The 15,412-nt window shown below is 32.7% G+C and carries 27 protein-coding genes and 2 pseudogenes; 24 read left to right on the top strand and 5 right to left on the bottom strand.

Annotation, left to right across the window (positions count from 1 at the left end; genetic code table 11):
- Position 1 precedes the first annotated feature (1 nt).
- From comGC to MHB70_RS19805, 4 genes and pseudogenes are all read left to right on the top strand, one after another.
- The gene (gene comGC / locus MHB70_RS19820) at positions 2 to 301 is read left to right on the top strand and encodes a competence type IV pilus major pilin ComGC (RefSeq protein WP_001178691.1); all 300 of its coding nucleotides are present in this window, start codon (positions 2 to 4) and stop codon (positions 299 to 301) included.
- On the top strand, positions 298 to 753 hold the full coding sequence (gene comGD, locus MHB70_RS19815) for a competence type IV pilus minor pilin ComGD (RefSeq protein ID WP_000810404.1): 456 nt from the start codon (positions 298 to 300) through the stop codon (positions 751 to 753). Before comGC ends, comGD begins: the two co-directional genes overlap by 4 nt.
- Entirely contained in the window at positions 746 to 1,048 is a 303-nt protein-coding gene (locus MHB70_RS19810; protein ID WP_000829525.1) for a hypothetical protein, read from the top strand. Before comGD ends, MHB70_RS19810 begins: the two co-directional genes overlap by 8 nt.
- Positions 1,018 to 1,194, top strand: a pseudogene (locus MHB70_RS19805) (prepilin-type N-terminal cleavage/methylation domain-containing protein); the annotation flags it as partial. The gene MHB70_RS19810 and the pseudogene MHB70_RS19805, both read left to right, overlap by 31 nt.
- Before the next feature lie 154 nt (positions 1,195 to 1,348).
- Here the strand turns inward: MHB70_RS19805 and MHB70_RS19800 are convergent.
- Together MHB70_RS19800 and MHB70_RS19795 are read right to left on the bottom strand one after the other, a co-directional pair.
- Positions 1,349 to 2,518, bottom strand: coding sequence for a site-specific integrase (locus MHB70_RS19800; protein WP_061529642.1), 1,170 nt, complete (start codon positions 2,516 to 2,518; stop codon positions 1,349 to 1,351).
- Between the two features lie 198 nt (positions 2,519 to 2,716).
- Positions 2,717 to 3,070: a helix-turn-helix domain-containing protein gene (locus MHB70_RS19795; RefSeq protein ID WP_061529641.1), complete on the bottom strand. Its 354-nt coding sequence runs from the start codon at positions 3,068 to 3,070 to the stop codon at positions 2,717 to 2,719.
- Between the two features lie 505 nt (positions 3,071 to 3,575).
- On the opposite strand from MHB70_RS19795, the gene MHB70_RS19790 reads away from it, so the two are divergent.
- The 3 genes from MHB70_RS19790 to MHB70_RS19780 all read left to right on the top strand — a co-directional run bounded on the left by MHB70_RS19790 (position 3,576) and on the right by MHB70_RS19780 (position 5,189).
- Positions 3,576 to 4,715 (top strand): AimR family lysis-lysogeny pheromone receptor, encoded by a 1,140-nt coding sequence (locus MHB70_RS19790; RefSeq protein WP_061529640.1) that lies wholly within the window; start codon positions 3,576 to 3,578, stop codon positions 4,713 to 4,715.
- Between the two features lie 2 nt (positions 4,716 to 4,717).
- Complete coding sequence (locus MHB70_RS19785; RefSeq protein WP_195911790.1) at positions 4,718 to 4,861, top strand: hypothetical protein; 144 nt, start codon at positions 4,718 to 4,720, stop codon at positions 4,859 to 4,861.
- Positions 4,862 to 5,006: 145 nt separating this feature from the next.
- Complete coding sequence (locus MHB70_RS19780; protein WP_016099707.1) at positions 5,007 to 5,189, top strand: hypothetical protein; 183 nt, start codon at positions 5,007 to 5,009, stop codon at positions 5,187 to 5,189.
- A 10-nt stretch (positions 5,190 to 5,199) separates the two neighbouring features.
- Here the strand turns inward: MHB70_RS19780 and MHB70_RS19775 are convergent, their stop codons facing one another.
- Positions 5,200 to 5,547, bottom strand: a complete 348-nt coding sequence (locus MHB70_RS19775; protein WP_016099708.1) for a helix-turn-helix domain-containing protein — start codon at positions 5,545 to 5,547, stop codon at positions 5,200 to 5,202.
- A 162-nt stretch (positions 5,548 to 5,709) separates the two neighbouring features.
- Here MHB70_RS19775 and MHB70_RS19770 point away from each other — a divergent pair, with 162 nt between their 5' ends.
- The 15 genes and pseudogenes from MHB70_RS19770 to MHB70_RS19700 all read left to right on the top strand — a co-directional run bounded on the left by MHB70_RS19770 (position 5,710) and on the right by MHB70_RS19700 (position 12,286).
- Entirely contained in the window at positions 5,710 to 5,982 is a 273-nt protein-coding gene (locus MHB70_RS19770) for a helix-turn-helix transcriptional regulator (protein ID WP_061529639.1), read from the top strand.
- Positions 5,945 to 6,676 carry an ORF6C domain-containing protein gene (locus tag MHB70_RS19765; RefSeq protein WP_061529638.1) on the top strand — a complete coding sequence of 244 codons (732 nt, stop codon included), beginning with the start codon at positions 5,945 to 5,947 and terminating at the stop codon, positions 6,674 to 6,676. The genes MHB70_RS19770 and MHB70_RS19765 overlap by 38 nt, the downstream gene beginning before the upstream one ends.
- 39 nt (positions 6,677 to 6,715) lie before the next feature.
- Positions 6,716 to 6,976 (top strand): group-specific protein, encoded by a 261-nt coding sequence (locus MHB70_RS19760; protein ID WP_061529637.1) that lies wholly within the window; start codon positions 6,716 to 6,718, stop codon positions 6,974 to 6,976.
- Positions 6,977 to 6,988: 12 nt separating this feature from the next.
- Positions 6,989 to 7,144, top strand: a complete 156-nt coding sequence (locus MHB70_RS19755; RefSeq protein ID WP_195911789.1) for a hypothetical protein — start codon at positions 6,989 to 6,991, stop codon at positions 7,142 to 7,144.
- 38 nt (positions 7,145 to 7,182) lie between these two features.
- On the top strand, positions 7,183 to 7,359 hold the full coding sequence (locus MHB70_RS19750) for a hypothetical protein (protein WP_080451816.1): 177 nt from the start codon (positions 7,183 to 7,185) through the stop codon (positions 7,357 to 7,359).
- A gap of 5 nt (positions 7,360 to 7,364) precedes the next feature.
- Positions 7,365 to 8,228: a phage replisome organizer N-terminal domain-containing protein gene (locus tag MHB70_RS19745; protein WP_061529636.1), complete on the top strand. Its 864-nt coding sequence runs from the start codon at positions 7,365 to 7,367 to the stop codon at positions 8,226 to 8,228.
- Positions 8,170 to 9,045, top strand: a complete 876-nt coding sequence (locus MHB70_RS19740; protein WP_061529635.1) for a DnaA ATPase domain-containing protein — start codon at positions 8,170 to 8,172, stop codon at positions 9,043 to 9,045. The genes MHB70_RS19745 and MHB70_RS19740 overlap by 59 nt, the downstream gene beginning before the upstream one ends.
- 34 nt (positions 9,046 to 9,079) lie before the next feature.
- The gene (locus MHB70_RS19735) at positions 9,080 to 9,274 is read left to right on the top strand and encodes a hypothetical protein (protein ID WP_061529634.1); all 195 of its coding nucleotides are present in this window, start codon (positions 9,080 to 9,082) and stop codon (positions 9,272 to 9,274) included.
- Between the two features lie 16 nt (positions 9,275 to 9,290).
- Positions 9,291 to 9,569, top strand: coding sequence for an AbrB/MazE/SpoVT family DNA-binding domain-containing protein (locus tag MHB70_RS19730; protein ID WP_061529633.1), 279 nt, complete (start codon positions 9,291 to 9,293; stop codon positions 9,567 to 9,569).
- Entirely contained in the window at positions 9,562 to 9,921 is a 360-nt protein-coding gene (locus MHB70_RS19725; protein WP_061529632.1) for a hypothetical protein, read from the top strand. The genes MHB70_RS19730 and MHB70_RS19725 overlap by 8 nt, the downstream gene beginning before the upstream one ends.
- A gap of 18 nt (positions 9,922 to 9,939) precedes the next feature.
- On the top strand, positions 9,940 to 10,107 hold the full coding sequence (locus MHB70_RS19720; protein ID WP_080451815.1) for a DUF3954 domain-containing protein: 168 nt from the start codon (positions 9,940 to 9,942) through the stop codon (positions 10,105 to 10,107).
- A 23-nt stretch (positions 10,108 to 10,130) separates the two neighbouring features.
- Positions 10,131 to 10,382, top strand: a pseudogene (locus MHB70_RS19715) (helix-turn-helix domain containing protein).
- 19 nt (positions 10,383 to 10,401) lie between these two features.
- Positions 10,402 to 10,911, top strand: coding sequence for a dUTP diphosphatase (locus MHB70_RS19710; protein ID WP_061529631.1), 510 nt, complete (start codon positions 10,402 to 10,404; stop codon positions 10,909 to 10,911).
- Between the two features lie 39 nt (positions 10,912 to 10,950).
- Entirely contained in the window at positions 10,951 to 11,205 is a 255-nt protein-coding gene (locus MHB70_RS19705; RefSeq protein WP_061529630.1) for a hypothetical protein, read from the top strand.
- A 682-nt stretch (positions 11,206 to 11,887) separates the two neighbouring features.
- On the top strand, positions 11,888 to 12,286 hold the full coding sequence (locus MHB70_RS19700; protein WP_061529628.1) for a hypothetical protein: 399 nt from the start codon (positions 11,888 to 11,890) through the stop codon (positions 12,284 to 12,286).
- A gap of 663 nt (positions 12,287 to 12,949) precedes the next feature.
- On the opposite strand, the gene MHB70_RS19695 is transcribed toward MHB70_RS19700, so the two are convergent.
- Together MHB70_RS19695 and MHB70_RS19690 are read right to left on the bottom strand one after the other, a co-directional pair.
- Positions 12,950 to 13,237: a DUF4183 domain-containing protein gene (locus MHB70_RS19695; RefSeq protein ID WP_016513935.1), complete on the bottom strand. Its 288-nt coding sequence runs from the start codon at positions 13,235 to 13,237 to the stop codon at positions 12,950 to 12,952.
- Positions 13,238 to 13,708: 471 nt separating this feature from the next.
- A complete protein-coding gene (locus MHB70_RS19690; RefSeq protein ID WP_001113468.1) occupies positions 13,709 to 13,873 on the bottom strand; it encodes a hypothetical protein in 165 nt (54 codons plus the stop codon).
- Positions 13,874 to 14,298: 425 nt separating this feature from the next.
- On the opposite strand from MHB70_RS19690, the gene MHB70_RS19685 reads away from it, so the two are divergent.
- Both MHB70_RS19685 and MHB70_RS19680 read left to right on the top strand, forming a co-directional pair.
- Positions 14,299 to 14,781, top strand: coding sequence for an ArpU family phage packaging/lysis transcriptional regulator (locus MHB70_RS19685; protein WP_061529627.1), 483 nt, complete (start codon positions 14,299 to 14,301; stop codon positions 14,779 to 14,781).
- Positions 14,781 to 15,323: a site-specific integrase gene (locus tag MHB70_RS19680; protein ID WP_061529626.1), complete on the top strand. Its 543-nt coding sequence runs from the start codon at positions 14,781 to 14,783 to the stop codon at positions 15,321 to 15,323. The genes MHB70_RS19685 and MHB70_RS19680 overlap by 1 nt, the downstream gene beginning before the upstream one ends.
- Positions 15,324 to 15,412 lie beyond the last annotated feature (89 nt).

The following is a 15,412-nucleotide window of genomic DNA, read 5'->3' as shown; positions in this document are numbered from 1 at the left end:
CATGCAGAATGAGGAAGGATTTACTCTGTTAGAGATGTTATTAGTTATGGTTGTTATAACTGTATTATTACTATTAATTATTCCGAATGTAGTGAAGCAGCGCTCATCAGTTCAAGGAAAAGGATGCGCAGCCTATGTGAAATCTATAGAAGCGCAAATACAGGTATATCAATTACAGCATAATAAAATTCCTTCGTTAAAAGAGCTAAGTGACGAAAAATATATTACAACTCATAAGTGTCCGAATGGTGAATCTATTCATATTTCAGATGATGGCACAGTATCAATCGGGACATTGTGAAACAAAAAGGATTTACTCTTTTAGAAATGTTGCTCGTTTTATTTGTAATTTCTGTCTTAAGTATGATTACGTATTTTAATGTTCATTCATTATATGAAAAACAAAAAGTCGAACAATTTTTGAGCCAATTTTCAAATGATATTTTGTATATGCAACAATTAGCGATAAATCGTCAGAAATACTATACGCTACGGTGGTATAAAGAGAAAAACACGTATTACATTGAGGAGTCGGGTACGAATCATTTTATTGTGTCGAGAGACTACGGTAACGATATACAAATTGATTTGCATACATTTCCAAATCCGATGACATATAATCCGAGCGGAAATATTAATAGAGGTGGTACAATTTTACTTTCGTATCGAAGTTATAAATATGAGATTGTATTTCAGCTCGGAAGAGGGAGATTTACGTATCGTGAAATATCAAAAAGGATCCATAATGGCTGAAATGCTTGTATCGTTAAGCATACTAATGATGGCGGTATCGGTACTGCTGCCGCAAACAGTATTGGTCATGCAAGAAAGAAAAAATATACAACTCCGCTATAAGGCATTCGTATTATTAAAAAAAGAAGCAGCTTTATATATGTATGAGAATGAGGAAATGCGAGTAAAAGAAAAAATTATAAACGAACTTGTATATTACACATATTGGGGAGGAAGTGAAGTGTGTACTATGTGGAAAGATGTGAAGGGAAGAATGATGGAACAATGTTTTTATGTGGGAGGAAAAATAAATTAGAAGTTGGATTTACATTAATAGAAATGATCGTATGTTTGTTTCTAGTATCCCTGTTCTTTTTACTTTTACCGAGTCTTCATTTTATCGGAATGGAGAATAAACACTTAAAAGGATTAAATGAGTGGGAGTGGGATGTGTTTTTAGGATAAATACATTTAGTGTTTTTGTGTGCTTTTAATTTATTCCTGTGAAATACGAAACCCGTTGTTACATAAGGGTTTAACGGGTTTCTTTTGGTTTCTTAAGAGGATGGTATTTGTGTGAAAAATCAGAAACGCCCCGCTTTTGCCCCGCTTTTTTCTAGAAAATAAATTCTTGCCCCACGTAAGCTTCATATTTGCTTTGTTCATTTTCTATTACTTTAGGTGTGACATGTGAATAAATATCAGAAGTAATTTCGATACTTTTATGTCCTAATCTTTCTTGTATATATTTCATTTCAACCCCAGCTTCTAAAAGAAGTACAGCATGAGTATGCCTTAATCCATGAACACTAATTTGATGCAGTTCAGCATTTTTTAGGATGCGATCTAAAACATTTTTTAATGTTGATTTTGTTAGTGGTTTACCTGAAGTCGTGAATGCAAAATCGAAAGTTTTATCATACTTAGCGCCTAATTTTAATTTGCACTCATTCTGATACTTTTTAAATGTTTTAAGCACAGAGACCAGTCTATCTGAAATAGTAATAGAACGCACAGAATCATAGGTTTTAGTTTTACCTATTAAATCTTTATTGTTCTTCTGTCCTGTAGGAGTATAAGCGTGATAATTTATAGTTCTATCAATATGAATCATTTTATTATCTAAATCAATATTTATATCCCACTCTAATGCCGTTGCTTCACCTTTACGCATACCAGTCTCTACTAAGGTATAAAAGTATGCATAATAAATCATTTTATCTTTATGAGCCACATTCAATAATTTTGATACTTGTTCCTTTGTTAGATAATTTTCTTTTTTAGAATGCTGATTGAAACGATCTGCAGCAATTAGAATTTTGTTCGTGAAATCTTTGTAAATCATTTCTAAATCTATAGCACGTTTTATGGAGTTAGACATTGTTGAATGAATAATTTTGACTGTACGTTTTGAATAACCTTTGTTAATAAGGTGATTAATAAATTTTTGGTATTCAAGTTTATTTATATCAGCCAATTTGATGTTTTGAAAATACGGAACGATGTGCTTATTGATATTATTCTTATGAAGAATATAAGTGCTTTGACCGACTTTCCCTTTTTTGTACGTCTCTAGCCATTCTATTAAATACTCACTTAATAGCGTTTTTTTGCTATTCGCATCCATTCCATGGAATAATTGACGTTCTCGTTCATTGGCATGAAAGGTAGCTTCTTTTTTAGAATCAAATCCACTTTTACTTATTTCTCTTTTTTTTCCAGTAGTTTTATCGACATATCGGAGTCGATATTCCCATTTTTTGCCCCGCTTTCTGAAAGTTGCCATATGATATCCTCCTTTGTATTTGTGACATAGCACCTGATATGGGATATGTCACTGCCGAACTTAATTAGAATAATACCATGACAACCTAATTACTGTAAAAATAAAAGAAGAGAGGGATCGATGCCCTCTCTTCTTTATTTTGTAAAAGAAAGAAAATTTTACAATTTGAATTTGGAAATGATTTCTTCTAAAATCAAATCATAACAATTCGTCAGTCTCGGCTAAGACTTTAGAATAAAATACGAGTTGTTTGCAAAAACGCTCTCGTTTAGGTTCTTCTAACGCCGCATACGTTTGTTGAACTTCTTCGAGAGTGTTACGCAACACTACGTCATTTGTATTGTTATAACTATTACATAGTAAGTCTAACGATACATTGAAAAACGAACTGATTTGAAGAAGTGTTTCCATGCTCGGTTCAAACATTGCATTCTCGTAATTATTTATCTGATTTCGACTGAGGTTTAGTTGTTCACCGAGTTGTTCTTGTGTTAAATCCTTAGACTTTCTAAGCTTCTTTAAATTTTGACCAAACAATTCTAACGCTTTCATAATTCGAGTATAGTCTTTAAGTATTAAACATACTATAATTGATTGTAAAACAATCAGTTTTTTGTATTTTGATTGGTTTTTTAAAAATAACCACCCAAAAATAAGAACTTGTGTTCTGTTTTTAGCTGATTAGTGGTAATATATGCATATGGGGCTTTAATACATGAAATGCAAAATTGCATATACAACTAAATGTTGATTTATAGCGATAAAAAAAGTTTCTCAACATTTGATTAATAATTGTTTTGTTAAAATTATAAAAATTCGTGATAGTATTAAATTAACTATAACGAACGAAAAAGACCCATATGAGCGTGTTCAAGAGGGACTCTCACACCGCCTCTTAAACCGTTCCCTAACTACGACTTAGGAAACACTTGCCACATACGAGTCACATCCAAGTATAACACAAAATTAAGATATTCCCTTCTCGTATTTTCGTTTCCAACTTGAAAAATATTGTTAGAATGGCGTCCTGTGTTCAGGAAAGGGAAGTGTTTTTATTTTGGAAGAGTTAATGAAACGTATTAAAAAACAATCTGAGAGAAGGGAATTAACATTCCCAGATATCGAACGGAAAACTGGAGTAGATCGCGTAGTAATAACGGATGCAGTAAGTGGTAAAACTTCAGAAATGAAATTTGATAATTTTTTACCTGTAGCTTCAATTCTTTTTGAAGATATGGAGGAACGAAAAGAGATTCTTAATGAATTTATCATGCTGTGTTCGGGAGATTTAAACATTCGCAAAGCATTATGTTATTGTCAAGGAATTGGTGAGTATGAGGTTATAGATAAGCTTATAGAGAAACATCAAAAAAATATTCATTTAAGGAAATACTTTAAAATCTACAAGTTATTTAATTGCAGAAATCAAAATGTTAAACGAGGACAATCTTTAATTGATGACATGGATAAAGTTATGTTTGCAAATGATCCAGAAGTTCAAGTCCTAGTAAATATGTTATACAGTTTTTCGATGTACGATATTTTTAACTACAGAGCTATTCTTCCTTATTCAGATAAAGTAGAGAAAAACTTAATAACTATAAAGAATGCATTTATACAATCTTGTCATGAGATACATTACAATGTTCGAAGTGCCTACATAAATTTGTTTAACGAAGATTTAGAAACATGCAGAATTAAATGTGATGCAATATTAAAATCTGAATTAGAAGCACCTATCATAAAGGCAACGGCTTTATGTGGGCTCGGAGAGAGTTATCTGTTTTCTGATGTTTTGAAGGCAGAAAAATATTTATTAAAAAGTCTAAAATATTTAATCGAAAATGGGATTTCGAAAGATAGTAGAAAGTATAAGTCTTTTCAATCTACACTTGCTTTTCTGTATATCGATAACGGGTTTAATTTAGATAAAATAGATTTTTCTTGTATTGATTTATCTGAAGTTGCATATTATGAAGGCTTATATGGAGATAAGAATAAAGCGCTAAAAATGTTTGAAGAATTAGCTAGGGAAAGAAAACTGGATTCTCCGTTCACAATGTACTATATTTCCAGAATTAACAATGATATACTGGGATTAAGAGAGTCTTTGAAGCGCTTTGAAAGGGTAGGAAACTATCACTATGCTAATGCTGTAAAGCGTGTGTTAGCATCATTAGAAAAGAAAGTGGGATGAGGATGAAAAAAATTAGTCTAACAATTTTATGTATTATGAGTGCTTTAACTCTATCATTGAATGTAGGGGCAGCAACTAATGAAAGTAAAGAACAACCAGTTAAACAACAAGTACAATATATGATGTCTGAGCCTGGTGGGCTTTAATAATAAAAATAAAATAGTTAATAAAAAGTTAGAGGTTGCGATTTCGCAGCCTCTTTCGTAATTTTCAAGATGTGTTGGGTTTTAGTTGAATGGCAAAAAATCGACACCTAATTATTACCAATTGATAAGGGAGGAAATTATTGTGATGAATAAAGGGGTAGAAATACAGGTTAAACAAATGATACAAGTATTATTGGGGAGCGAAAATGTGAATGTAGATGTAATTTATATGTTGGAAGAATTACGTAAGCAAGGATTACTAAATGAGGTTGAATTGCAATCATTTCAAAAAAATCTCCAACTAAAAAAAGGAATAGCATCTTGCTAATCCTTTTTCTTTATTTAAGCATTCGCTTGACCGCAACTTCTAATAAATCTTTAAGGCTCTCTACATCATCTTCAGATAATTCTTTTCCGTCCCAATGCAATTTTTGATTATCAAAGAAATCCTTAATATTAGAAGATGTTGTTTTTTCTAATGTTGGATCATCAGTCTTACATAAAATATAATCAGTTGTTGTATTATGCAAGTCAGCTAATTTACAGATCATTTCAGCGTCTGGCTTTCTATAATTAGTTTCGTATCCGCTATAGGTTGAGTCTCCTATTCCTAATTTGGAAGAAATATCTTTCATAGTCCATTTTTGTTTGTTTCTTAAATATTTTAAACGTTCCCCAATGTTCATATATAAAACCTCCCTTTAATTAAAGATAACATTTCACAGAACAAAATCAATATTTTTTTCGCGCTACGCGAATTTATTTTATTTCAAAAAAAACAAAAAAACGTTTACTTATTCGCGAAACGCGAGTATACTAAAATCAAACATACGACATCGGAGGTAAACATGAAAAGAGAATGGTTAATCAAATTGCGCGAAGATAAAGGTCTCAAGCAATTAGAAGTAGCTAAAATTCTAGATATTTCTTCTAACTATTATTGTGAAATTGAAAAAGGAAAGAAGAATCCAAGATGGAATATAGCTATGCGAATTGCGGAGTTCTTTGATGTATCGGTAGATAATTTTTTTTATAATCCCACTCGCGTTTCGAGAGTGAATGGGGGGATGGAGGAAAAAGAAAATGAATCAATTACAAACATTGCAATATCCAGTAAGTGAGTTTGTTTTTATGGAAAGAAATCAGGTGGTTACGGATAGTTTGACAATGGCTCAAATGTTTGGAAAAGAACATAAAAACGTAATGCGTGATATCGAGGTCCAACTAGAAAAGTTAATTGAGGCGAATGAAACAGAATGGAGTCAGCTCAACATTGAGCGTACCCAATATAAGCATTATCAAAATAAACAATGGTATCCAAAATTTAATCTTACAGAAGACGCATTCGCGATTGTTGCAATGAGCTACATAACACCAGAAGCAATGAAGATGAAAATTAAGTTTTTACAAGAGTTCAAGAAAATGAAAGAGCATATCCAAAAGTTACAGCAAAAACCGCAAAGTGTTGAAGATGCAATTATTTATAGTATGACTGAACTAAAACAAATAAAATCACGTCAAGATCATACAGAAGAAGAAATGAACAAAATGAAAATTCTAGTAGAAAATGAATTATGGCTGACTGAACAACACAAAGGATCTGTGCAACGTAAAGTAAAACAGCGTGTTTTTGAACTTAAAAAAGAAGGTTACAATAATGCATCGTATCAAGGAATTTATGGTGCACTGAAAAGACATTTCGGTGTAGCTAAATACGATAAAATCCCAAGAAAATATTATCAAAATGCTATGCGATTTATCGCAGGATGGTATCCACCAGAAAGACCTAGTTCATTAGATGATTATGTTTCTTAATAGATAAAATTAAATTTTATAGAACAGGAGAGGCGGAAAATGATTAGTGTTCAAGTTGATGAAAAAGAAGTAAGAAATCTTTATCTAGCAAAAGTCGAAGAAAAGGTTAAAGAAATCGATGCTGAGCTAGTGTATTGGGACTCTAACGAATTGAAGCGAAGAACTTGTATGGGATGGAATACAATTCAAAAAGAATTCTTCTTTGATCCTAGATTTCCAAAGCACAAAGTAGGAGGGAAATGGTATTTTCCAGCTCAACAAGTAAAAGCGTTTTTATTGCAATGGTTATCAGAACATTAAGGAGGTGATTTAGTGGAAGACACAACATCATTAGTTATATTCGCAATGTTAATCACATGTGGTTCATGGATACTTTACATCACATACGAGCCAATTAAACGATGGGCTTGGAGTGATGTAGAAAAAAATAAAAGACCCACGGCAATGGGTCCTTTTGAAAAAAAATAGTTGTTATAAGTATACCACGGGAAGTAGGGAAATAGCACATGGACTTAATTGAATATCAAGTGCTATTACCTAATAAATTCTGGGACTTAGCCAAAAGCAAAGATGAATTAAAACAAATGATTGATCAATACTTCATTGTTGGTTATCCGCATTATGAAATTCAACGGATTGTAAAAAGCAGACAAGCATATGTGGCAGTTTGTACAAGGGGGTAATTACAGTGTCAGAAGTTAAATGGATAAAGCTTTCAACTAGTATGTTTGAAGATGAAAAAATACGTTTAATCGAAAGCATGCCTGAAGCTGATACCTTACTAATTATATGGATTAGATTATTAGCTCAAGCCGGAAAAACAAATGCGAGTGGGTATATTTTTCTGAGTAAAAACATTCCTTACTCAGATGAAATGCTTGCAACTCTATTCAATAGACCAATTACAACAGTGAGATTAGCACTTCAAACATTTCAACAATTTGGAATGATTGAGATAACAAATGATCAGTACATTTGTATTTCGAATTGGGAAAAACATCAAAACGTTGATGGGTTAGAAAAAATACGAGAGCAAAACCGATTACGCAAACAAAAACAGAGGGAAAAACTTAAATTGGAGATGTCACGTGACAGTCACGAGACAATCACGCAAAGTCACGCAACAGATATAGAAGAAGATAAAGAATTAGATAAAGATAAAGAATTAGAAATAATTAATACATCTTCTTCTGACGAATCAGATACAAAAGTATCAATTCCTTATCAAGAAATCCTAAGTTACTTAAATGAAAAAGCGGATAAGAACTTTAATCATAAAGCCGAGAGTCACAAAAAATTAATTAAAGCTAGATGGAATGAAGGTTATACAGTTGAGAATTTTAAAACAGTCATTGATAACAAAGTATCTCAATGGTTTGGGAAGTTTGATAGAGAAGGGAAACCTCTTGATCAATATTTAAGACCAAGTACATTATTTGCGCAGAAACATTTTGATAACTATTTAAATGAAACAGTAAAAGGAGCGAAAAATAATGATCCAATTGCAAGCAACGGAGCAGTTTACTACAACGAAACTGAATTTGACTTCTAATCTATGTGAAGTGTGTAAAGAAAAAGGAATTAAGCAACGAACAATGATATTTCAAGGCGAGGAAGTTTGCCCTAAATGTTATTTACAAAAGGACCACGATAGATTGTATACAGAATGCAACAAGTATTACAAGGGTGAAGAGGAACGGAGAAGAAAAGCTTATTTCCATAATCACAGTTTAATCAGTGACCCAACAATCATGAATGCAACATTTGAAAATTTCATACCTGATTGTGATGAAGAAGTGAGCAATAGAGCTCAAGCTGTAACACATGCCCATAACTTTATAAGCGATATGAAATATACATTAGTAGCTTCTGGAGATGCTGGAAGAGGAAAAAGTCATTTAATGCATGCTATAGCTGAAGAAATTAATGATAACGGAACGCAAAACGTGTTGTTTATAAGCGAAAGTGTTTTATTCAAAAAGTTAAAAGCTACATTCAAAAGAGATTCTGAGTTATCTGAAGATGATTATTTACAAAAAATAATTGATGCAGATGTAGTGATATTTGATGATTTTGGTTCAACGTTAGGTGATTACAGAGATATCAACTTGAAAGCACTAGAATTCCACAATAAAAAAGGGGAAGGGAATATCACTGATCTCCAAAGAGCGACAAAATATATGAATGATACTTATATGACCGTTTTTGATGGTAGACAAGGAAAGGCTAATGGAATTGCTACAAATTTAGTAGGTGCAGCAATCACGTATTGTTATGACCAGCGAATCACATCTAGGATACTTGGTTGCAAATCAGCCATGACATTTAAAAATACACCTGATAGACGTAAGAAAGCTTTACCTTTTTGATAAGTAGGTCCATTTGAAACAAGGAGGAATAATCATGTGTATATTATGTCGTAATACAGGAATTATTCGTAAAGAAATTTATTCAGGTGTGACTCTAACAGAAGGTTGTAATTGTGACGTAGCAAAGCAACAGCAACAAGAAAACGATAAGCGCTGGGAAGCATGGTTAATAAAATTCGAGTCAATGAAACAAGAATTACAACGGAATCAACAACAAAAAGTAAGTTAACAAGGGGGAGCAAGTTATGAAAAACACAGGTGTTGCAAGAAAAGTGGACGAGCTAGGACGTGTAGTAATTCCGGTAGAGTTACGCAGAACTTTAGGGATTGCTGAAGGTACAGCATTAGGCTTTCATGTTGAAGGGGAAAACATCGTTTTAAGAAAACATGAAAAGTCATGCTTAGTAACGGGTAAAGTTTCCGAATCAAACATAGAATTGCTGGATGGCCGAATGGTTTTGAGCAGGGAAGGCGCAAGGGAATTGCTGGACATTCTTCAAAAGAGTGAGAAAGCTCATGCCTAAACAATTGAACATTTTCGATGTAGAGCCAGCAATTTGTGAGTTCGATGTAATGAAAGCAAATGTAAAGAAAGGAACTGGACGCGTCACATTTGCAGATGTACGTGTCCAAGTTCCAAGAAATGCAAAGGGTACAGATGAATTACCACGCACAACTAAACAAGATGATCGCTATGACATCTTTGAAGAATATGTAATGGCAATTTGGAGATTTCAAAGAGCTGTAGATAAGCTTTTTAATTGGGCAACAGCGGAAGAATTGTGTAAGGCAGCAAGGGATAAAAAAGAAATAATTCCAGTACGGATTTATTTAGGAAGTGGATTTAAACCTGATGTTGTCGAGTACATGCGGTAGTAAAAGGGAGATGGGCATATGAAAAAAATAGAAATTGATGTTAGTAGCAACAAACTTTTAATAGTGAAGGACGGAAATGTAACAGCAGTAAATCCACCAATGAGCGGATTTGGTGAGCAAGTCGCAATTTGGGTAAACGGTAAAGTTGATCGTGTGGATACTAAGTTTACTGAAAAAATAAAATAATTTTTTAGAAAGTAGGTTCACTTATGAGTGTAGCAACAAATCATGAAGCGATGAAAGAATCGCGTTTAAAAATATACATCGCTTTAGAAGAAGCTAACTTCATTTGAGATGAAAGAGATGTAATTCGTTTTCGTGAAATGTGGAATCAAGGTATGAGTTTACCAGAGGTGGCAGAAGCACTAAGGAGACACCATGCTGAGGTTGCGCTCCTTGTAATAGATCAGGCTGATAAGTATTTAATTGAAAATCGTCCGATAGGATTAGGAATTTGCTAAATAGGAAGGGGAAAACAAAATGAATTTAACTAAAATATTTGAAATGCAAAAGGTGTTAGATACAAGAGTCGTCAAGGAACATGGATTGGAAGGTCAAAATTTATTTTACAATATGATCCTTGCTTTACAGGTTGAAATTGGAGAACTTGCAAATGAAACAAGATGCTTTAAGCATTGGAGCAATAAAAGCCCTAGTGAAAGAGAAGTCATTTTAATGGAATATGTAGACGGGTTGCATTTTATAGCATCATTAGGAAATGGTATTGGATTGAAACCTGAAAAATATAACTTAGCAATGTTGGAGCTTAAGTCAAGAGTTTACGCATCGAATTCGCTAGTCAATCAATTTAATAATGTATATGAAGCTGTATCGGAATTTCGTGCAACTCAAGATATTGAGCTGTATGAAGAGTTACTATACTCATTCTTAGGATTAGGTAGGAAATTAGGATTCACATTTGAAGAAATTGAACAAGGATATTGCAAGAAGAACGAAGTGAATCATCAACGCCAGAATAACGGGTATTAAGACCAAGTTTGAATTTTATTAAGAAATGGGGAACGAGAAATGGCTATCGAAGCACATAAATGTAACGTTAAAGGATGTAATGGTCTTGTAGTTTTTGAAAATGCTGATTTTAATTTGCAAAATCCTGACACAATTAAAGGAGTTTATGCACTTGATGATCCTACTTGTAACGTTTGCGGAAAAGAATTTTTAGTAGTACCTAGCTATTCTGTCATTGATCTTGATGTAGAAACACAAGAATTTGAAGAAATTGAACCAGCTTGTATTACTGAATGGCAGAATCAAAGATTTTAACCAAAGCGTTAATTGAAAACAAAATAGAGCGTACAAATGAGTAGGCTCTTAAAAAGATAGGTTTTATGAGTATTGGATTACCATATACTTTATGTTTTTTTGCATAATCGTGTAAACAAAATTAAATAAAAGAGCACATATTAAAATGTGCTCCTTTAAAAGGTGACAGCTTACAAGGCCTAATTTGTAAGCTGAATACATGTGCAGCCAATATTAATATATGTATTTTCTTATGAAGTGTGAAAAGAGAGCACCTTTTCAAAGTACTCTTAGTAAGGAGATTACTATAAGTGAAAAATTTTCATATCAATACTATATGCTTGTCTTATCAAAAGGTGAAAGCTTTTATAAAAATGTTGTTATTTCATAGTGAAAAATCTAAGAGCACGCAGATAACAATGCTCTTAGATTGGAAAGGTAGATTTCTATGCCTGGAGGGTCTCCATACAATAACTTATGCTTGTCCGTTAAAAATGTGAAAGGATTTAACAAAATAGTTATTTTATAACGAATAAAGGAAAGAACCCTTTTTGATAAAAGGATTCTTTCCTCAAGGTCTGCAAGAAATTCAAGGTAACTGGACCAGAGAAACCTGTGAATTTCTTTGTGATAATACTGTATGCAAAGGAATCAATAAAGTTAATGAATTTTAAACAAAATTCTTATTTTGGAGGGGAACGGAATGGAAATTAAAGTGAACGAGCAAGCTCAACGTTTTTATCTAGCGTTTGATGAATGGGTACCTGCAGTTGGTCATGAAATTAAAGTGGGACAATATCGTTTTTGCGCTATTCCATTAAGTGAATCTATTAATATTTTGGAAGTGACATCTGGTGTACATGCTATAACCATTCCAATTGATATGAGGATTTGGATGGCAACAAGCACTAAGGAAGATACAATGAGGTTTTTAGAAAAAGCTGGTGAAGGTTTAAAGCGAATCCTTGAGAGACAAAGTAATTTAGATGAATTACTTGCAAAAAATAAAAAGATAGCATTTGATCGTTTGGGAGAAATGCCGCCAATTGAAGATGTGGATACGGATTGGATAACTGCTGATATCAGTGACGTGATTCATTAAGTAATACAAAATCCTTATTTAGACATAAAAAAAGAGCACAATATATGTGCTCTTAGACAAGAAAGGTAGATTCTTATGAGTGGATGCCTCCATACAATAACATATGCTTGTCCATTTAAAAGGTGAAAGGTTTTAATAAAATCGTTATTTAGTAAAAAAGAACACTGTTCAACAGTGTTCAATATGTAACACGAATCTTATGAGGATGAATAGAACCGGTGGATTCAGTTCTTAGTACATTATATTTAATCCTTTCGAAAAAAATGCTTGTTAATAAAAAAAGAGCACATATATAACGTGCTCTTGGACAAGAAAGTTAGGTTCCTATGAGGAGAGTTTCCCCATACAATAACATATGCTTGTCCAGTTAAAAGGTGAAAAGTATATTTCGAAACCAGCAAAAAATGAATAGAGCGTCTTGGGAGAAAGACGCTCTAAAGGTGAATGTACTGTAGAGAGTATTCGGTTTAGTATATGCAATTCATTTAGGAAATGTTTTTAATGAAAACGCTATTTGATACTAAAAATTAAAAGTGAAAAGAGCACTATGAATAAGTGCTCTTTTCAAGAGTGAGTGTAAATTCCTATCATTCTATATTAGTATATGCTGACAGTAATAAATTGTGAAAAAACTGGACAAAACTGTATTTGATAAAAATATAACTAAGTTACAATAAATTCCACGATAATTGGAGTTGCTCCATCAAGTACATCTCCACCAGGAATGGTAATAGAAGAAGGACCGACAGTGATAGTTGAAGTGTCAGCAGTTTGAAGAACACCATTAATGTAGAGATTGTAATAAGCGTAAGCAGCTGGAAATGCTGTATTTGTTCCTGTATCATTTGTGAAAGCTGTTGCAACAATTGCAAATGTAGCACCAGTACCTGTTCCAGAGGATGCTACGCCGGTGAATTTTCTACCAGCAACAAAAGGGTGAACGATAGCCATTGAAATTCGCTCCTTTCTAAAATTAACTTGGACAAATTTTTAGAAAGCTTGGTCCTGTATTATATTTTATGATTTACTTTTCAAAAAGAAAACGGCTGGTGTATTAGTAAATAAGTGGAATTTTCATAAGTATATATATATAATTATTGAGAATTATTGATTTTAGTTCGTTTTATGGTGAAGGGATTAGTAGGTTTTTTACATAAAAATTTTATTTTATAGAAATAAAAACCCTAGTTCCCTAGGGTAATGGTATAACAGCCAAATATATTTTATTCGTTTATATCGTAACTTAATATTGCGTTAAAAACATCAGGTAAGTGTAACCAATTGCAGAAAATATAAGAACAGCCAGCAAAAGCTAACTGCTCGGTTCTCCAAGGGGGAAGAAGGAGAAAGTAACTTAATGGGTTGTCTGTATAATTGACGGAATATTGAGTTTTATTCAGGGGAGTAATCATAATTTATAAATTAGATTATAATATTCGCTATTACCCATATCGCCCAGAAAAGAACTAAAAATTCAATTGTAATCCAAAGTGCTTTTTTCTCAGGTTTTTTAAACTCTTTTATTAAAGAGAAAACAGCACTAATTGCTATAAGGATGAAAAGAACGAGTCTTATTGTATCTGGCATTTTAACCACTCCTAATTTCAAATTAAATTCATTATATAACAATTTTAAAATTTTTAGATAATTACTGGTGAGAATTAAGCAAAATTTAAACAAAATAATCCTTTTAAAGTGAAAGCAAACTGAATATAGTCCGGCTAGAAAACTAGAGGACACCAATTCATTAAAGCTGCAATTAAAGCTGTTTTAGGAATAGGTGTCCTTTTTATTTTTGAAAAGGGAGATGGGGAAATGAAGGCGCTAAAAGATCAGTTACGCGAATGGAAAAAGCAATAAAAACAAGCTAAGAAAAAAAATAAGAAAAAACGAAAAGAGAAATTAAGCACTCGTGAAATTGAGAATTTGATGGGGATGCATAGACCTTTCTATGAGCGGAGACGTGGAGCAGTAAGACAAAAGTAATAAAAAATAAAAAGGAGTGGTCTTACATGACTATACAATTATCTTTCTTACCAAAAATCGATAGATCAGCAACGCAGAAAAAATTAGAAGGTGTTCTTGAAAATGTACGTTTATATAGACAGTTTGGAATGATGCGTGAAGAAATGAAAGTCACTCCTTCTTATGAAATTAGATATCACGGACCTACAAATGATGTAGGAAAGCCATTAGAAGATGTAGCGATGGCTAATATACAACAAAGTAAACGAGAAGAGTGGATTAAGAAAACATCAGTTCGTATCGATCAATTCCTAAATCGTTTGGGTAGTGGGCGTGCAGGAGAAGATCAAAGAAATATTATCATTAAACGTTATTTAGAAGATGAAGATGTATGTGATTATATGGTTTATAACGAAATTGGTATGAGTGAGCGTACGTATCGACGTGTTAAGGCTAGGGTGTTTTATAAACTTGCTTTTGCTCTTAGATTAGAAGTTTACGAGACAGAAAAAACTGGAGGGATTGAATAATGAATTTTGTTCAGCCAATACGTGATCCAGAGCAAATACAACAAATTAAAGAGTATTTAAAAGAAAAGAGTGAGCGTAATTATATCTTGTTTGTAATGGGAATTAATACAGGCCTACGTATTAGTGACATTCTAAAACTGAAGATTGGAGATTTAAAGGGAAGCCATATTTCAATGCGTGAAATGAAGACAGGTAAACAGAAACGAATTCAGATTACTGCAGCATTAAGAAGAGAATTGAAATGGTATATAGAAGAGATGGAAGATCATGAATATCTAATCAAGAGCAGACAAGGAAAGAATCGACCAATAGGAAGAAGTATGGCATATAAAATTCTTAGTACCACAGCAGCAGAATTTGGTTTAGATGAGGTTGGGACACATACACTTCGTAAGACATTCGGATATCATATGTACATGCAGACAAAAAATATAGCTTTGCTGATGGAGATATTCAATCATTCGTCTGAAAGGGTTACGTTAAGATATATAGGTGTAAATCAAGATGCGATGGATAAGGCAATGACTAAGTTTAGAATTTAATATATAATCTACGATGTAGTTACATTTATTTAGAAAAATATGGAATAATATGGTTGTTAATTTAATTTATTCAATGTAAGGATGGATTT

It is taken from the genome of Bacillus sp. FSL M7-1020 (genome assembly GCF_038050415.1).
GTDB lineage: Bacteria > Bacillota > Bacilli > Bacillales > Bacillaceae_G > Bacillus_A > Bacillus_A toyonensis.
This window is presented reverse-complemented; position numbering and strand designations above follow the sequence as displayed.

Excerpts from the sequence above, each read along its gene's own strand:
- comGC (WP_001178691.1), top strand. The coding sequence starts at position 2 with ATGCAGAATGAGGAAGGATTTACTCTGTTAGAGATGTTATTAGTTATG.
- MHB70_RS19810 (WP_000829525.1), top strand. The coding sequence starts at position 746 with ATGGCTGAAATGCTTGTATCGTTAAGCATACTAATGATGGCGGTATCG.
- MHB70_RS19800 (WP_061529642.1), bottom strand. The coding sequence starts at position 2,518 with ATGGCAACTTTCAGAAAGCGGGGCAAAAAATGGGAATATCGACTCCGA.
- MHB70_RS19795 (WP_061529641.1), bottom strand. The coding sequence starts at position 3,070 with ATGAAAGCGTTAGAATTGTTTGGTCAAAATTTAAAGAAGCTTAGAAAG.
- MHB70_RS19785 (WP_195911790.1), top strand. The coding sequence starts at position 4,718 with ATGAAAAAAATTAGTCTAACAATTTTATGTATTATGAGTGCTTTAACT.
- MHB70_RS19780 (WP_016099707.1), top strand. The coding sequence starts at position 5,007 with ATGAATAAAGGGGTAGAAATACAGGTTAAACAAATGATACAAGTATTA.
- MHB70_RS19775 (WP_016099708.1), bottom strand. The coding sequence starts at position 5,547 with ATGAACATTGGGGAACGTTTAAAATATTTAAGAAACAAACAAAAATGG.
- MHB70_RS19770 (WP_061529639.1), top strand. The coding sequence starts at position 5,710 with ATGAAAAGAGAATGGTTAATCAAATTGCGCGAAGATAAAGGTCTCAAG.
- MHB70_RS19765 (WP_061529638.1), top strand. The coding sequence starts at position 5,945 with ATGAATCAATTACAAACATTGCAATATCCAGTAAGTGAGTTTGTTTTT.
- MHB70_RS19760 (WP_061529637.1), top strand. The coding sequence starts at position 6,716 with ATGATTAGTGTTCAAGTTGATGAAAAAGAAGTAAGAAATCTTTATCTA.
- MHB70_RS19750 (WP_080451816.1), top strand. The coding sequence starts at position 7,183 with ATGGACTTAATTGAATATCAAGTGCTATTACCTAATAAATTCTGGGAC.
- MHB70_RS19740 (WP_061529635.1), top strand. The coding sequence starts at position 8,170 with ATGATCCAATTGCAAGCAACGGAGCAGTTTACTACAACGAAACTGAAT.
- MHB70_RS19735 (WP_061529634.1), top strand. The coding sequence starts at position 9,080 with ATGTGTATATTATGTCGTAATACAGGAATTATTCGTAAAGAAATTTAT.
- MHB70_RS19730 (WP_061529633.1), top strand. The coding sequence starts at position 9,291 with ATGAAAAACACAGGTGTTGCAAGAAAAGTGGACGAGCTAGGACGTGTA.
- MHB70_RS19725 (WP_061529632.1), top strand. The coding sequence starts at position 9,562 with ATGCCTAAACAATTGAACATTTTCGATGTAGAGCCAGCAATTTGTGAG.
- MHB70_RS19720 (WP_080451815.1), top strand. The coding sequence starts at position 9,940 with ATGAAAAAAATAGAAATTGATGTTAGTAGCAACAAACTTTTAATAGTG.
- MHB70_RS19710 (WP_061529631.1), top strand. The coding sequence starts at position 10,402 with ATGAATTTAACTAAAATATTTGAAATGCAAAAGGTGTTAGATACAAGA.
- MHB70_RS19705 (WP_061529630.1), top strand. The coding sequence starts at position 10,951 with ATGGCTATCGAAGCACATAAATGTAACGTTAAAGGATGTAATGGTCTT.
- MHB70_RS19700 (WP_061529628.1), top strand. The coding sequence starts at position 11,888 with ATGGAAATTAAAGTGAACGAGCAAGCTCAACGTTTTTATCTAGCGTTT.
- MHB70_RS19695 (WP_016513935.1), bottom strand. The coding sequence starts at position 13,237 with ATGGCTATCGTTCACCCTTTTGTTGCTGGTAGAAAATTCACCGGCGTA.
- MHB70_RS19690 (WP_001113468.1), bottom strand. The coding sequence starts at position 13,873 with ATGCCAGATACAATAAGACTCGTTCTTTTCATCCTTATAGCAATTAGT.
- MHB70_RS19685 (WP_061529627.1), top strand. The coding sequence starts at position 14,299 with ATGACTATACAATTATCTTTCTTACCAAAAATCGATAGATCAGCAACG.
- MHB70_RS19680 (WP_061529626.1), top strand. The coding sequence starts at position 14,781 with ATGAATTTTGTTCAGCCAATACGTGATCCAGAGCAAATACAACAAATT.